Here is a 13,489-nt window from a genome sequence, read left to right on the forward strand (position 1 = left end):
ACTTGTGTTCTCCCATCCTGGCGATGATCTTGATCGGTATCCAATCACAATCAATGCCGCTGTGATCGGTAGTCCTTATCAGGAGGCCTCGATGGATATCCGCTCCCTCGCCTGCTTCATCGCGGTGGCCGAGGATCTGCATTTTCGCCGCGCCGCAGAGCGGCTGAATCTTACTCAGCCGGCGTTGAGCCAGCGTATCCGCGCCCTGGAGGAGCAGGTTGGCACGGCGCTGTTCGAGCGTGATCGCCGTCGCGTCTCGCTGACGCCAGCGGGGCAGGCCTTCCTCGCCCCGGCTCGCGCTGCAGTGGCCAGCGTGGGAGAGGCCAAAAGTGCCGCGCTGCGTGCCGCACGCGGCGAGTTCGGCCGGCTGCGCCTCGGTTTCACCGTGATCGCTTTCTATGGCTCCCTGCCTGACACGGTGTGGCGCTTTCGCCAGCGTTATCCTCAGGTCGAGGTGGAGCTTCAGGAGATGAACTCGCCACGGCTCGAGCGCGCGCTGGACAATGGCGAGCTCGACCTGGGGGTACTGCATCCGCCGCTGAGCACCCCGAGCCTGGTCGTCCATCCACTCGCCGAGTTGCCGATGCGCTTGGCGCTACCGGCCAATCATCCTCTGGCCGGCAATGAGATCGTGCCGCTCGAGGCGCTGCGCGATGAACCGCTGCTGTGCGCGCCGCGAAGCGTGGGGCCGAGCATCTTCGATCGCCTGATCGGGCTGTTGTGCGCCCAGGGGTTCAGCCCGCGGATCGCACTCGAGGTCACCCCGATGACGACCTTGGTTGGCTTGGTCGCCGCCGGTGCGGGGCTCGGCTTCGTCACCGCCGGGATCGCCGCAATACCGCGCCCAGGCGTGGTATTTCGCGAGACCACCCCGCCTCCGCCAACACTGCCGCTGGCCGCTGCCTGGCGCGAACCCTCGCTGATCCCCAGCGCCAAGCGCTTCCTGGCGCTGGTGGACGAATCCGGCAGGTGATTCGGGGCGGCCCTGGAGGGCTTACTTGGCGAACAGCTGGCTCATATCCTTGAACGCTTTGAACTCGAGCGCGTTGCCGCAGGGATCGAACAGGAACATGGTGGCCTGTTCGCCGACCTGGCCTTTGAAGCGCACGTAGGGTTCGATCACGAATTCGGTGCCGCGCGCCTTGAGCCGCTCAGCCAGCGCTTCCCACTCCTCCCAGCCGAGCACCACGCCGAAATGCGGCACCGGCACGTCGTGGCCGTCGACCGCGTTGGTATGGGCGGCTTCCTGCGAGGTGGTCTTGGGGTGCTCGTGGATCACCAACTGGTGGCCGAAGAAGTCGAAGTCGACCCAATGGTCGCTGGAGCGGCCTTCTTCGAGACCGAACAGCTCGCCGTAGAAGCTGCGGGCGGTGGGGAGGTCGTAGACGGGAATGGCAAGGTGGAAGGGGGACAGGGCCATGGGCGTTGCTCCTCGGGGATTTGTTGTGCCGGCCATTCTCCCTCGGCGGATATGTCGATTGAAAGAGCGTAGTTTAGCTATCTGATATCGGAAAAACGGATCGATAAGGACATGATCAGAGAGCTCAAGACCTTCCTCGCCGTCGTTGAGTACGGCACCTTCGCCGCTGCGGGCCTGCAGGTCGGGCTCAGCCAGTCGTCGGTCAGCGCTCAGATCAAGCAGCTCGAGACCCGCTTTGGCGAGCGGTTGTTCGACCGCACCGGGCGTATCGCGGTACTCAACGCCGCAGGCAAGCGGATCCTGCCGCTGGCCGAGGAGATGGTAGGACTCGAGCGCAGGATGCTGGCGCTGAACGAGGCTGAGGAGCTTCGCGGCGAGCTCAGAGTCGGCGCGATCGCCAGCCTGCAGAGCGGAAGGCTCCCCCAGGCGCTGCTGCGCCTGCGCGAGCGGGCGCCGAAGCTGCGGGTGCGTCTGGTGCCGGGGGTGTCGCTCGGGCTGCTCGATCAGGTCGATGCCGGCAGTGTGGATTTGGCACTGCTGCTGCGCGCGCCCTTCGCGCTGCCCAAGGAGCTCCACGCCGAAGGTATTGGCGAAGAGCCGTACGTGGTGATCGCTCCGCGCGGGGCGAACGCCAGCCAGGCCTCGAGCGATCCGCTGCATCTGCTCGCCACCGAGCCGTTCATTCGCTATGACCGAAGCTCCTTTGGCGGCCGGCTGGTCGAGCGCTTTCTCAAGCGCCAGCGGATTACGCCGCGCCAAGTGATCGAAGCCGACGAGCTCGAGGCGATCGCGCGGATGGTCGAATGCGGTCTTGGTGTTTCGCTGATCCCCGCCGCAGGGCCGTGGCTCGAGCGCAGCGAGCGGCTGCGCGTGCTGTCGCTCGGCGAGGCCACCTTTCATCGTGAGTTGGTGCTGGTCTCCCGGGCCAGCCAGCGCCGGGTCGCGGCCCTGACCCTGTTCGCCGACTGCCTGCGCAGCGCTATCGCTGAGGATTGAGAGAGCGAGTCCGGCGCTCATGTATCTAGGTGCCTGGCTGTGAGCGTCGAAGTGGTTAAGGCTTATTTAAGTATTTGCCGCGACTCAACCTGGATCAGGAGATCACCCGATGTATTCCCATCGCTACCCGCTAGGCTTCGGCCTGCTCAAGCTGGAGCTTATCGCGGCCCTGCTGGCCGCGTCGGTCTGGCTGGTGATGCTTGCGTTGCTGGGCGCCCGCTTTCTGGGCCGTCGGCGCAGGTCGAGCTCGCGCTAGCAAGCGCCACACAGCGCCTTGCAGGCGTCACGCGCGTCCGCCTGGTTGGCTGCCTGTCGCGGAGCGCGCAGGGATTTGGCGTCGAAGGCGGTTGGGCGGATGCAGCCGGCGGGAAGGTGGGCACCGTGCCTTTCGCTCTCTCGTTCTTCTTTGGCGACGACCTTGGTATCGGCGCGGCCGGCGAACAGGCGGCGAATGGCGATCGCGAGCATGGCGAAGGCCAAGACGGTGACGAGAATCCTCCTGCGTTTCATATCGATGTCCTCTTCAGCGTGCCGGATGGCCGGGACGCATTCATTCATTAGCATTGAAGCTAATTATGCGCCTATATCCAGGCTGCCACGAATCGATTGCAGCTATGTGACTTATTGCTGGAGATGATCGAAAGGGGAGCGGGCTTGGGTGCGATCGCACCGCCGGTCGGGTGACCGGCGGTTGGAGAAGGGCAAGGTAGTAGGAAGTAGCGGTTTCAAACCCCTACGGCTGGTCTGAAAAGTGCCTGCGCTCGTCGGCCTTTCAGTCGAGATTCAGTCCGCTGCCCTCGTCGCAGCCGAGATGGACGTTCATGCTCTGGATGGCGGCACCCGCGGCGCCCTTGCCGAGGTTGTCGAGGCGGGCGACGAGCAGCAGCCGTTCGGCGTTGCCGCAGATCATCAGGTCGACGCGGTTGGTATCGTTGCAGCCCTGGACATCGAGGAAACCGGCGTCGAGATTGCTTTCGTCATCCAGCGGCAGCACGCGGATGAAACGCTCGCCCGCGTAGTGGCGCGTGTAGGCGGCATGCACCGCGGCTGCGTCGACGCCGGCCAGCGTGGCGAGCTGCAGCGGAATCTGCACCGAGAGACCTTTGAGGAAGGGGCCGACCACCGGGGTGAACACCGGAGCGAGTTCAAGCCCCGTCTGGGCGCGCATTTCCGGCAGATGCTTGTGCATCAGACCCAAGGCATAGGGGCGCGGGCTCGCGAGGCGTGGATCGCTCGTGCCTTCGTACTCGGCGATCATGCGCTTGCCGCCGCCGCTGTAGCCGGTCAGCGAGAAGGCGCTGAGTGGGTGGCTCGGCGGCAGAAGACCCGCGTCGATCAATGGTCGCACCAGCAGCACGAAGGCGCTGGCGTGGCAGCCGGGGTTGCTGATCCGTTTCGAGGCGCGGATCTTCTCACGCTGACCGGCGGCGAGTTCGGGCAGCCCATAGGTCCAGTTCGGATCGGTACGAAAGGCGGTGCTGGCGTCGATCACGCAGGTATCGGGGTTCTCGACCAGGCTGACCGCTTCGCGCGAAGCGTCGTCGGGCAGGCAGAGGAAGGCGACGTCGGCGGCGTTGAGGAAGCGGGAGCGCTCTTTGCGATCCTTGCGCTTGGCGTCATCGATGCGCAGCAGCTCGATGTCGTCGCGCAGGGTCAGATAATCGAGCAAGCGAAGGCCAGTGGTACCCTCCTGCCCATCGACGAAAACCTTGAATGCCATGGCGTCCTCTTCGCTTCTCGCGTCGACCGATCGGATCGTTTGATTCAGGCCATGCCGGGCATTAGGGGCTCGATATGGTCTAGGGTCGAACAGGATGCCATGCGCGGCGTCGAGGCGAAAGCGGCCCCGCGACGTAGGTCGCGGGGCCGCGGGAGGATCATCCCAGGGATGATGGCACGATGCGTTGGGGCTTGGGGGCTCAGAGCCGCCAGATACGCCCGATCACGAAGCCGATGGCCGCCGCGGTCGCCAGCGCCCCGAAGGGATTGCTGACGGTGAATTCGCGTACGTTGTCGATCGCTTCGCCGTAGCTCGCCTGGGCCTGGCCCGCCTTCTGGCGTAGCTTGCCCTTGAGCCGCTGCTCGTCATCGTCGATGAAGTCGCCGTAGCTTTCCTGCGCTTGACCCAGCACATCGCGTGCCTGGCCTTCGATACGTTCCTTGGACATGTTCGCTCCTGTGCGTGCACTTCGTGGACGACCGCGTCGTCAGTCTCGGCTCGCCTAAGCGAGGCTTCTGCGAGACCGAGTATTCAAACTCTAGCAGGCGGTGCCAAAAGATCACGGAAGATCGCGCTATAAAGGTGGACGCTTCCCTGCGTCCGGGGGCCATCCTGGCTGCTGTGAGTGGTACCGGTAGACATCGCGCTTGCGGTCGGTGCAGGTCCTTCTGCACCGGGACCATCCTTGGTGCCACTACCGGTACGTGGCAGGGATTCTGCGCGTGGCGTCGAGGTTCGCATAGAGACATTCGCACTAGCAGAGCTAGTGCATTTGCGTGGGTCAGTAGCCGAGACCGAAGAAACCGCGCTCGCGTGCCCAAACGATGGCTTCCGCGCGGCTGTGGAGGCCGAGCTTGGCGTAGATGGTCGAGACGTGGTTGCGCACGGTGTTGGGCGCGAGGCTGAGCTTGCGGGCGATCTCTTTGTCGGCGAGGCCCTGGCAGAGCAGCGAGAAGACCTCCCGCTCGCGCGCCGAAAGATCATCGAGCCTTGGCCCTTCCGATTTTCCAGCGACGTTGGCGCGGCGCACGTTGGCGAGCTTTTCGAGCAGGGTGCGGCTGAACCAGGAAGCATCCTGCATCACCGCCTCGATCGCGCCCACCAGCTCCGCCTCGCTGCGCCGCCGCTCGGTGATGTCGAGCAGGGTCACCAGGGTGCAGATCTCTTCGCCCTGCAGCAGTACTCGCTCGGCCGAGACCTGGCAGTCGAGCACCTCGCCTTGGCGGGTATGGACTTGCAGCTCGAGTCCTCGCACGCTCCCCTCCTTGGCCAGAGACTCGTCGAACCGGCGGCGGCTCTCCTCCTCCCACAGGCCGAGCGACTCCGCACTGCGTCCGACCAGCGTCTCGCCGTCGTAGCCCAGGGTGGAGACGAACGCATCGTTGACCTCGAACAGCACGAAGCCCTCACCGACCAGCGTGCTCGGCACCGGCGACATTCTGAACGCTTTTTCGAAGCGCTCCTCGCTGAGCCGTAGCGCGAGTTCCATGCGCCGGCGCGGCTCGAGGTCGGTGAAGGTGAACAGCATGCAGGGCTCGTCATTGAAGTCGATCGGCTGCCCGGCCACCATCACCCATTTGCTGGTGCCATCGGGCAGTGCCAGCGCGGCTTCCATCTGCGCGATGGTCTGGCCCGCCTCGAGTCGCTCGATCGCCTGTGCGCGACGCTCGGCATGAGAGAACACATCGAGCTGGTAGACCGAGCGTTGGATCACCGTCTCGCGGGTAAGGCCAGTCATCTCGAGAAAGCCTTGATTGACCTTGACGTAGCGCTGGTCGCTGAGCCGGCAGATCAGCGCTGGTGCCGGGTTGGCATTGAAGGTGCGCTCGAAACGCTGCTCGGCGAGTGCCCAGTCGGTTGCGTCCTGGAGCACCAGCACCAGGCCGTCCGCTTCGTCGTTCTCATCGGTCAGCACCAGGCCCCGCGCGCGGTGGATGCGAAGCGGCGGGGCTTCCTCTGCGACTGGAGCGACCTCGGTCACCACATCCTCGAAGCTTTCGCCGGCGAGCAAGCGTTCGAGCGGATACTGACCCGGCTGGAGCGGATGGTTGTTGCGATAGCGCAGCATGAAGCGCTCGCGATAGGCGCCGACGTCGCCGCCTAGCGCCTCGAGCTCATCGACACCGTGCATCTCGAGTGCCGCCTGGTTGGCCCAGGCCAGCTCGCCGCTCGGATCGAGCAGGATCACCCCATCGCTGAGTCCTGCGATGATTTGCTGCAGCTGTCGGCGAGTAGTCTGGCGTCGCAGGGCTTGGTGATCGATGGTGATCTCGGACATGGTATTTCCTCGACGCGTCACGGGCGCGGTGTCGACTTGGATTATCCCGGCAAACGGGCGCCGCGCAAAACGCTGCCCGCGCAGTTGGACCCGCCTCGGGGCCGGCCAGGTCGATGCACCGGGTGGGTGGGTCTGGAGGGGCGAGTCGAGGGCGGGCTTTTCAGGATGGATGCCCATACGCCCTGGTATGGTCCAAACTCTGGCCTGACCCTCTGATGGAGCATCCGCGCATGTACAAAGTGATCCCGCTGCTCGCCGCTGCGTTGTTATTCACTGGCTGTGCCAGCCAAGGTCCCAGCGAAGGAGATGTGCGCCAGGCGCTGGTCGGCAATCTTGGTGAAATCTCAGGCTATACCGGCGGCCTGGTGTCGAGCAGTGACATCGACGTCTCGTTGCCGGACGACTGCACGCGAGAGGGCAGCGACAGCCGGTATCGCTGCGAGGTATGGCTGTCGGTATCGCGGGGCGTCGCGAGCCTGATGCCCGCCCAGCCGCTGTCGCTGAACTTCATTCAGGACCGGGACGGGCGCTGGCGCCTGGCGCAGTGATCGGCCGGGCGAATTTCGAGGGGCGGTGTCGAGGGGCAGTGTCGAGGAATGATTCGTGCAGACGATGGGAGAGCACGCTGACCGCGTGCCCTGTCGTCGAGACGGCAGCGCGGGAGGGGGAAGAAGAGGGGACGGCATTGACGCCGGTGCGAAACCCGGCGCAGCTTAAGACCTCGAGTCGACTTGAGGTCAATCGCTATGACGAAAGAGCTCGGCGTCGGTGAAGTCTCCCGCCGCAGCGGTGTCGCGGTCAGCGCTCTGCACTTCTACGAATCGCGCGGTCTGATCCAAAGCCGCCGTACCGCCGGCAACCAGCGCCGCTATCGCCGTGACGTGCTGCGCAGGCTGGCGGTGATCCGCGCCGCCCAGCGGCTCGGCATCCCGCTCGATGAGATCTTCTCGGCGCTTGCGACCCTGCCCGAAGGCAGGACCCCCACCCGCACCGATTGGATCGCGTTCTCCGCCGCCTGGCGATCGCGTCTCGATCAGCGCATCGAAGCGCTAATCCAGCTGCGCGACCAGCTCGGTGGCTGCATCGGCTGCGGCTGTCTCTCGCTCAAGCGCTGCCGCCTCGCCAATCCCGACGACCTGCTCGCCGTCCACGGCAGCGGCCCCCGCCGGCTGTTGAAAGAGCCTTGAATCAGTGCCGCTCGACTTGGGCCTTGGTCAACCACTCGCGGCCTTTGAGCATCGCGTTCCAGTAAAGCCACGGCAGCAGGCGGGTCTTGAGCTGCCAGGCGGAGGCCCGGGCGACCTTGGGGTCGAGCGGGAAGGTCGGCAGCAGCTTGCCACCGTAGCCGAACTCGGCGAGCACCACCTTGCCGCGCTCGACCGTCAGCGGACAGGCGCCATAGCCGTCGTAGCGAGCGGGGAGCGGGCGGCCTTCGCGGGCGGCGAGCAGATTCTCGGCGACGATCACGATCTGCTTGCGCGCGGCGGCGGCGGTCTTGGCATTGGTCGTGCCGATCACGTCGCCCAGCGAGAATATCTCGGCGTGGCGGCGGTGCTGCAGGGTCTCGGGGTCGACCGCGCACCAGCCGGCATCGTCGGCGAGGCCGCTGTGCTCGATCAGCTTTGGCGGCACCTGTGGCGGCACCACGTGGAGCATGTCGAACGATTTCTCGATCCGGGTCTTCTCGCCATCAGGCCCCTTGACCTCGAACCAGGCGCGCTTGTTCGGCCCGTCGACCGCGACCAGGTTGGATTCGAAAGCGAGCTTGGCGCCGTAGAGGTCGACGTAGCGCTGGAGCGAAGGGATGAAGTCGGCGACCCCGAACAGGGCGGCGCCCGCGAGGTCGAATTCGACCTCGATACGCCCGAGCACCCCTTCCCGACGCCAGTGGTCGCAGGCCAGGTACATCGCCTTTTGCGGGGCGCCCGCGCACTTGATCGGCATCCCCGGCTGGGTGAACAGCGCGCGACCGCGATCGAGCCCCTGAACCAGCTTCCAGGTGTAGGGCGCGAGGTCGAGGCGGTAGTTGGAGGTCACCCCGTTTTCGCCCAGCGTCGCTTCCAGTCCGTCGATCTTTTCCCACGCCAGCCGCAGGCCCGGGCAGACGATCAACTGGCGATAGCCGGCCGCGCGACCGTCGTCCAGCAGCACCTGGCGCGCGTCGGTATCGATCCGCTCCGCGGCGTGCTGGAGCCAGGTGGCGCCCGGGGGAATCAGCCCGGCGGTCGGGCGAACGGTCTTGGCGACATCGAACACACCGCCGCCGACCAGGGTCCAGGCCGGTTGGTAGCAGTGCCTGCTGCTCGGCTCGATGATCGCGATCCTGAGCCCCGGCTGGCGGCGCAGCAGGCTTGCGCAGACACCGATTCCCGCGGAGCCTCCGCCGACCACCACGACATCGAAGCTGCCGGCGCTCGGAGGCGTCTCGGGGGCGGAAGTGGGTTCGGTGGCGTGCGGTGCGGTCATCGGTAGTCCTCGTTGGTGGTCGATGCGAACAGGCAGGGCGAAGGTTTTTACCTCAAAGCGACGGGCCGAATACAGCTTTCGCCCGGGTCTGGATTAGGCAAGTTGGTTCTAAGCTCAAGCGTTGGGCCCGGATCGCCGCCTTTTGCGCCGCCTTTTTGCACCATCCGGCCCTGGGGCTCACTCGCCGTCTCTGCGTTCCAGCTGCTCCTTGAGCTTCTTCGGCAACCCGCGAATGATCAACCGCTCGCCGCCTGCGTCGTACTCCACCTGCGAGCCGAGCAGGGTGGTGTCGAAGCTGATCGATAGTCCGCCGGCGCGGCCGGTATAGCGGCGAAAAGAGCCCAGCGTGCGGCGGTCGGTGGGTACGTCATGCTCGATCGCGTGGTCGCCGCGGGAGAGATAGTCGACGAATGCCTCGGGACGGGCGTCGTCGAGCGCCGCGGCGAGGGTCTCGAGCGGCGCGCGTTCTCCGCGGCTCGCGTGTTCGCCAAGCTGGTCGGTGAGCTGCTCGCGCTTGTCGCGCCGCTGCTCCGCGCTCCAGCCTTCGTCCACTGCGTAGCCCTCGAAGGCTTCGAGCAGCGCGCGAGTGGTCTCTGCGCCATCGACCGGTTCGACCAGGCCGAGCCAGCGGCTGAAGTCGTCTGCCTCTCGCTTGAGCCCGCGCCGCTTGACCACCGAGAGGTAGCGCCGCGTCTCGCCTGCGCGCCACTCGTGCAGCTCGACGCGGGCGGCGAGGTCGAAAGCATTGAAGTTGAGCGTGCGCCGCGCGACCAGCTCGCCCTGCTCGTCGACGCCCAGTGTCTCGCCCTCCGGCAGCAGCGCGATCCACAGCTGCTCGACCTCCCCACGCTTGGTGTGGAGCATCACCAGCTGGCCGTCGCGCGGCTGCTCGGATGCGCGCATCAGCGAGGCAAGCCGCTCGGCGGCCTGGCGGCTGAAGGCGACGAAGTCCAGCTCGCCGCCGAGATAGGCGCCGAGCTGCACTGCGAAGGCATGCTCCTCGCCTTCGGCCGCGAAACCACCCCATAGCCTCGGCTTGCCGTTGAAGCGCGCGCTCAGGGTATCGAGCAGCCCGGCGCTCGCCTCATTCTCTGACAGTGAGCGCTCACTCAAGTTGAGGCGCTGGGTGACGCCGTCCGGCTCGCGAGCGAAGCGGTGGAGAATGCAGTGGATAATCGACATGCGGTACCTCGGGAGACGAACGGGGGAGCGCTGGATATCACCTTTGCAGGGCGTGGGTCAAAGAGCAGGGCGGACTGGGCGGGCTTGGTCCATTCTTCCGGTGAGCGAGAAATCTTCGCCGAGCGATGCGGGGCCGTGCTCTAATGAAGTCTTGATCAAAACTTAACGCCATTGCTTGGTTCTGTCGAATGGATGCCTCGAACGCCACTGGCGGGGGTATCGGGTAGGTCGGGCAACCGTTTTATCGGTGCCGCCGTGGATGGAGCCAGGGAGATGTCCAATCAGGAGAGTTCGATGAAAAGTACCAAGCTTGCGGTTGCGGCCGGCTTCCTGTTCGCAGCGCTGGGCGGCTACGCCGGGGCGCAGGAGCCGCATGGGCAGGAGCTGGTCCAGCAGTGTGTGGATCTTGCCAAGACGCGTGAAGGCGCCTCCCTCGGTACCCACCTGGTGGATGCGAACAATGCCGAGCGCTACGTCGAGGGCCAGCCGTTCGAGCTCAAGGTGGCCCTGCAAGGGCACGGCAACACTTTCTACAATCTTCATTGCACGGTCGCGGCCGACGGCGAGGTGAGCTTCAACGGCTACGCTGAGGCGGGCGTACCTGCCGATTGAGTGGTCCTGCGGCGGTGCGTTGTGGTCATCCCCGGAGTGCTCGAGCCCTCCCGACGACGCCGGCCGCTGGCCGGAGACGAGTGAAAGCGATGAAGATCGAACTGATCGAGGGTGACATCACTCAGCTGGCGGTCGATGCCATCGTCAATGCGGCCAACGCCAGCCTGCTCGGCGGCGGTGGCGTCGATGGTGCGATCCATCGCGCCGCGGGGCCTGCGCTGCTCGACTACTGCCGCGGGCTCGGCGGCTGCGCCACTGGTGACGCCAAGCTGTCTCCTGGCTTCGATCTGCCCGCGCGCTATGTGATCCACGCCGTCGGTCCCGTGTGGCACGGTGGCGGGCGGGATGAGGCCGGCCTGCTCGCTAGCTGCTACCGGCGCGCGCTCGAGCTCGCCGAGCGGGAGGGGCTCGAGAGCATCGCCTTTCCGATGATCAGCTGCGGGATCTATGGCTATCCCCATGAGGCGGCGGCGAAGATCGCGATAGGCGCGCTGTGCGAGCCGCGCCCGAATGGGTCGCTCAAGCGCGTGGTGCTGGTCGCGTTCTCCGCGCAGATGCATGCGCTGCTCGAGCGGGTGCTGGTCGATGCCAGCGGGAAGCGACGAGAGTCGTAGTGACGAGCGAATCGAGCGGGAGTATTGTCGACAATTTCGTCGATGGAACTACGTCGCCATGCCGATTTCCCCTCCAAGCCCATTCGGATTCACCGTGCAATGACGGGGTGGCCGCTGCTATTGATGCTGATCGTGGCGGTGTTCTTCACCTCGCTGCTTTCCGGTGTATTCGGCATGGTCGGCGGTTTGCTGCTGCTCGGCGCGCTGCTGGTGATCCTGCCGCCGGCCACCGCGATCGCGGTGCAGGGCGTGCTGCAGATCTGTGCCAATGCCTCGCGCGCCTGGTTCTCGCGCGATTTCATCGACTGGAGAATCCTGGCAATCTCCTGCCTGGGGCTTGGGCTGGCGGCGGGTGCGCTCGCGCTGGTCGACTACACCCCGAGTCTCGTCACCATCACCTTGGTGATCGGTCTGATGCCGATCATGGTGTGGCTCCCCAGGCGGTGGCTGGCGCTCGACGCCAGCCGGCCCTCCCATGCGCTGATCAGCGGGGCGCTCAGCGGCGGACTGAATCTCGCGGTCGGGGTCAGCGGCCCCACCACCGATATCTTCTTCATCCGTACCCGGATGGATCGTCGCACGGTGATTGCCACCAAGGCGGCGATCCAGGTCGCCTCCCACGCGGTCAAGGTGCTGTTCTACTGGCGTTCGACGCTGCATCTCGGTGGCGCTGAATGGGCGATGGTGCTGGTTTCGGCGCCCTTCGCGCTGTTCGGCACCCGTGCCGGCAACTTCATCCTGGTACGCTTGACCGATGCCAACTTCCGCCGCTGGACGCGCTGGCTGGTGACCGCGGTGGGGGGCTTCTACCTGGCCAAGGGCATCTGGCTGCTGGTTCAGTAACGACTTTGTTGTCGACAATCCTTCGGGTCGATCAGCATCGAGGCGATCGGGACGCCGTCCGCGCCTTCATAGCTGTGCCGCATGCGCAGGCCGCTTTCCACTGCGCTCGCCAGTCCGCCAGGGTTTTGCTGGCAGAGCGAGCGGCGAAGCTGCTCGAGGGTCAGCGTGGTGAAGGTATCCCGGTCGAACTCGCGTGCCGTGTGCTGGAGCATGGTGTAGCGATAGCGCACTTCTCGACTCGACCAGTCGAGGGTGACCGCATCGATCCGGGTTTCTGCGTCGATCCGCGCCGGCAGCTCGGCATTCAGCGCGGCGACCGAATGGGCGAAGCCCTCCCGGGCCGGATCAGGGGAGAAGTGCACGCGCCAGGCCAGCACCAGAAAGAAGGCGATCAGAGCGCAGGCGAGGAAGATCGGCAGCTTTTGGCGCATTGGCTCTGGCCTTGGCGAGGGTAGAGCGACAGTATGCCTGAGCACGATTGGCGAGGTGAAACGGAGTACGCTGCCCGCGGCTGCGGGCGGCCGGATCGATCAGCTGCCCGCGCGGGAGTTGACGCCGAGACGGAAGCCCGCCTGCTTGAGCACTTTGATCGCCTCCTCGGAATAGCGCGACACCAGGCCGCCGTTATCCCCGGTCGAGCTCCAGAAGTAGAGCGTGACCGCGATGTTGCCGGCGTTGGGCACGTAGCTCACCGCAGGTGCCGGGGTGGCATGGATCTTCTCGTCGCCCTCGATCATCGCCAGCAGCAGGCGGCGAGCCTCCTCGGGATCGTCCTCGTAGTCGATCAGCAAGGAGACGCTGCCGCGCCGGGTGCTTTCCTGCGAGGTGTTGGTCACCACGTTGTTGGAAAGGTTCGAGTTGGGCACATAGATGACCTTGTTGTCCCCGGTGCGCAGGATGGTGCGGAACATCTCGATCGAGGTCACCGTGCCTTCGATGCCGCCGGAGACGATGTAGTCGCCGACCTTGAACGGACGGAACAGCAGGATCAGCACCCCGCCGGCGAAGTTCGAGAGGCTGCCTTGCAGCGCCAGGCCGACCGCAAGGCCGGCGGCACCGATGATCGCGACGAACGAGGTGGTGGCGATCCCCACCATTGAAGCCACACTGATCAGCAGCAACGCCTTGAGCAGCAGACCAAGCACGCTGAGCACGAAGCTTTGCAGCGTCGGCTCGATATGGCGGGCCTTCATCAAGCGCGTCAGCGAAGCGGTGAACAGGCTGATGATCCACCAACCGATCGCCAGAGTGATCAATGCGAGCACCAGGTTGCCCGCATAGCTGAGCATCAGCGGCATCCAGGCGCCCATTTGGCTCCATAGCTGATTGACTCCTTCTTCCATGTTCATCTCTTCCAT

The 13,489-nt window shown here is 65.4% G+C and carries 17 protein-coding genes; 8 read left to right on the forward strand and 9 right to left on the reverse strand.

The annotated features are described in order from the left end of the window. Positions 1-91 precede the first annotated feature (91 nt). Positions 92-973, forward strand: coding sequence for a LysR family transcriptional regulator (locus A5892_RS02790; RefSeq protein WP_064121505.1), 882 nt, complete (start codon positions 92-94; stop codon positions 971-973). 21 nt (positions 974-994) lie between these two features. Here A5892_RS02790 and A5892_RS02795 read toward each other — a convergent pair whose 3' ends face one another. Beyond that, on the reverse strand, positions 995-1,420 hold the full coding sequence (locus A5892_RS02795; RefSeq protein ID WP_064121506.1) for a VOC family protein: 426 nt from the start codon (positions 1,418-1,420) through the stop codon (positions 995-997). Between the two features lie 111 nt (positions 1,421-1,531). Between A5892_RS02795 and A5892_RS02800 the strand changes: the two genes are divergently transcribed. Together A5892_RS02800 and A5892_RS20400 are read left to right on the forward strand one after the other, a co-directional pair. Continuing rightward, positions 1,532-2,416: a LysR family transcriptional regulator gene (locus tag A5892_RS02800; RefSeq protein WP_064121507.1), complete on the forward strand. Its 885-nt coding sequence runs from the start codon at positions 1,532-1,534 to the stop codon at positions 2,414-2,416. 109 nt (positions 2,417-2,525) lie between these two features. Next, positions 2,526-2,672: a hypothetical protein gene (locus A5892_RS20400; protein ID WP_190295646.1), complete on the forward strand. Its 147-nt coding sequence runs from the start codon at positions 2,526-2,528 to the stop codon at positions 2,670-2,672. On the opposite strand, the gene A5892_RS02805 is transcribed toward A5892_RS20400, so the two are convergent. The 4 genes from A5892_RS02805 to A5892_RS02820 all read right to left on the reverse strand — a co-directional run bounded on the left by A5892_RS02805 (position 2,669) and on the right by A5892_RS02820 (position 6,414). After that, on the reverse strand, positions 2,669-2,926 hold the full coding sequence (locus tag A5892_RS02805; RefSeq protein ID WP_064121508.1) for a hypothetical protein: 258 nt from the start codon (positions 2,924-2,926) through the stop codon (positions 2,669-2,671). The genes A5892_RS20400 and A5892_RS02805 overlap by 4 nt on opposite strands. A gap of 262 nt (positions 2,927-3,188) precedes the next feature. Next, a complete protein-coding gene (gene argC / locus A5892_RS02810) occupies positions 3,189-4,136 on the reverse strand; it encodes an N-acetyl-gamma-glutamyl-phosphate reductase (RefSeq protein ID WP_064121509.1) in 948 nt (315 codons plus the stop codon). A 199-nt stretch (positions 4,137-4,335) separates the two neighbouring features. Beyond that, the gene (locus A5892_RS02815; RefSeq protein WP_027350252.1) at positions 4,336-4,584 is read right to left on the reverse strand and encodes a CsbD family protein; all 249 of its coding nucleotides are present in this window, start codon (positions 4,582-4,584) and stop codon (positions 4,336-4,338) included. 333 nt (positions 4,585-4,917) lie between these two features. Beyond that, the gene (locus tag A5892_RS02820) at positions 4,918-6,414 is read right to left on the reverse strand and encodes a PAS domain S-box protein (protein WP_082890230.1); all 1,497 of its coding nucleotides are present in this window, start codon (positions 6,412-6,414) and stop codon (positions 4,918-4,920) included. A gap of 230 nt (positions 6,415-6,644) precedes the next feature. On the opposite strand from A5892_RS02820, the gene A5892_RS02825 reads away from it, so the two are divergent. Both A5892_RS02825 and soxR read left to right on the forward strand, forming a co-directional pair. Continuing rightward, on the forward strand, positions 6,645-6,962 hold the full coding sequence (locus tag A5892_RS02825) for a hypothetical protein (protein WP_064121510.1): 318 nt from the start codon (positions 6,645-6,647) through the stop codon (positions 6,960-6,962). Positions 6,963-7,160: 198 nt separating this feature from the next. Further along, on the forward strand, positions 7,161-7,601 hold the full coding sequence (gene soxR, locus A5892_RS02830; protein WP_064121511.1) for a redox-sensitive transcriptional activator SoxR: 441 nt from the start codon (positions 7,161-7,163) through the stop codon (positions 7,599-7,601). 1 nt (position 7,602) lies between these two features. Here the strand turns inward: soxR and A5892_RS02835 are convergent, their stop codons facing one another. Together A5892_RS02835 and A5892_RS02840 are read right to left on the reverse strand one after the other, a co-directional pair. Next, a complete protein-coding gene (locus A5892_RS02835; RefSeq protein ID WP_064121512.1) occupies positions 7,603-8,880 on the reverse strand; it encodes an NAD(P)/FAD-dependent oxidoreductase in 1,278 nt (425 codons plus the stop codon). Positions 8,881-9,057: 177 nt separating this feature from the next. Next, entirely contained in the window at positions 9,058-10,062 is a 1,005-nt protein-coding gene (locus A5892_RS02840; protein ID WP_064121513.1) for a nucleoid-associated protein, read from the reverse strand. Between the two features lie 294 nt (positions 10,063-10,356). Here A5892_RS02840 and A5892_RS02845 point away from each other — a divergent pair, with 294 nt between their 5' ends. From A5892_RS02845 to A5892_RS02855, 3 genes are all read left to right on the forward strand, one after another. Continuing rightward, entirely contained in the window at positions 10,357-10,674 is a 318-nt protein-coding gene (locus tag A5892_RS02845) for a hypothetical protein (protein ID WP_150123462.1), read from the forward strand. Between the two features lie 89 nt (positions 10,675-10,763). Continuing rightward, positions 10,764-11,288 carry an O-acetyl-ADP-ribose deacetylase gene (locus tag A5892_RS02850; RefSeq protein WP_064121515.1) on the forward strand — a complete coding sequence of 175 codons (525 nt, stop codon included), beginning with the start codon at positions 10,764-10,766 and terminating at the stop codon, positions 11,286-11,288. A 99-nt stretch (positions 11,289-11,387) separates the two neighbouring features. Continuing rightward, on the forward strand, positions 11,388-12,131 hold the full coding sequence (locus tag A5892_RS02855) for a TSUP family transporter (RefSeq protein ID WP_064121516.1): 744 nt from the start codon (positions 11,388-11,390) through the stop codon (positions 12,129-12,131). Here the strand turns inward: A5892_RS02855 and A5892_RS02860 are convergent. Both A5892_RS02860 and A5892_RS02865 read right to left on the reverse strand, forming a co-directional pair. Continuing rightward, entirely contained in the window at positions 12,125-12,562 is a 438-nt protein-coding gene (locus tag A5892_RS02860) for a hypothetical protein (RefSeq protein ID WP_064121517.1), read from the reverse strand. The genes A5892_RS02855 and A5892_RS02860 overlap by 7 nt on opposite strands. Before the next feature lie 99 nt (positions 12,563-12,661). Next, positions 12,662-13,474 carry a mechanosensitive ion channel family protein gene (locus A5892_RS02865; protein WP_064124261.1) on the reverse strand — a complete coding sequence of 271 codons (813 nt, stop codon included), beginning with the start codon at positions 13,472-13,474 and terminating at the stop codon, positions 12,662-12,664. Between the last annotated feature and the right edge of the window lie 15 nt (positions 13,475-13,489).

This window comes from Halotalea alkalilenta (genome assembly GCF_001648175.1).
Taxonomy (GTDB): domain Bacteria; phylum Pseudomonadota; class Gammaproteobacteria; order Pseudomonadales; family Halomonadaceae; genus Halotalea; species Halotalea alkalilenta_A.

Bases quoted from the DNA above. Each gene is read 5' to 3' on its own strand.
- A5892_RS20400 (WP_190295646.1), top strand. From the start codon at position 2,526: ATGTATTCCCATCGCTACCCGCTAGGCTTCGGCCTGCTCAAGCTGGAG.
- A5892_RS02790 (WP_064121505.1), top strand. From the start codon at position 92: ATGGATATCCGCTCCCTCGCCTGCTTCATCGCGGTGGCCGAGGATCTG.
- A5892_RS02820 (WP_082890230.1), bottom strand. From the start codon at position 6,414: ATGTCCGAGATCACCATCGATCACCAAGCCCTGCGACGCCAGACTACT.
- A5892_RS02865 (WP_064124261.1), bottom strand. From the start codon at position 13,474: ATGGAAGAAGGAGTCAATCAGCTATGGAGCCAAATGGGCGCCTGGATG.
- A5892_RS02795 (WP_064121506.1), bottom strand. From the start codon at position 1,420: ATGGCCCTGTCCCCCTTCCACCTTGCCATTCCCGTCTACGACCTCCCC.
- A5892_RS02845 (WP_150123462.1), top strand. From the start codon at position 10,357: ATGAAAAGTACCAAGCTTGCGGTTGCGGCCGGCTTCCTGTTCGCAGCG.
- A5892_RS02860 (WP_064121517.1), bottom strand. From the start codon at position 12,562: ATGCGCCAAAAGCTGCCGATCTTCCTCGCCTGCGCTCTGATCGCCTTC.
- A5892_RS02855 (WP_064121516.1), top strand. From the start codon at position 11,388: ATGACGGGGTGGCCGCTGCTATTGATGCTGATCGTGGCGGTGTTCTTC.
- argC (WP_064121509.1), bottom strand. From the start codon at position 4,136: ATGGCATTCAAGGTTTTCGTCGATGGGCAGGAGGGTACCACTGGCCTT.
- A5892_RS02815 (WP_027350252.1), bottom strand. From the start codon at position 4,584: ATGTCCAAGGAACGTATCGAAGGCCAGGCACGCGATGTGCTGGGTCAA.
- A5892_RS02805 (WP_064121508.1), bottom strand. From the start codon at position 2,926: ATGAAACGCAGGAGGATTCTCGTCACCGTCTTGGCCTTCGCCATGCTC.
- A5892_RS02835 (WP_064121512.1), bottom strand. From the start codon at position 8,880: ATGACCGCACCGCACGCCACCGAACCCACTTCCGCCCCCGAGACGCCT.
- soxR (WP_064121511.1), top strand. From the start codon at position 7,161: ATGACGAAAGAGCTCGGCGTCGGTGAAGTCTCCCGCCGCAGCGGTGTC.
- A5892_RS02800 (WP_064121507.1), top strand. From the start codon at position 1,532: ATGATCAGAGAGCTCAAGACCTTCCTCGCCGTCGTTGAGTACGGCACC.
- A5892_RS02840 (WP_064121513.1), bottom strand. From the start codon at position 10,062: ATGTCGATTATCCACTGCATTCTCCACCGCTTCGCTCGCGAGCCGGAC.
- A5892_RS02850 (WP_064121515.1), top strand. From the start codon at position 10,764: ATGAAGATCGAACTGATCGAGGGTGACATCACTCAGCTGGCGGTCGAT.
- A5892_RS02825 (WP_064121510.1), top strand. From the start codon at position 6,645: ATGTACAAAGTGATCCCGCTGCTCGCCGCTGCGTTGTTATTCACTGGC.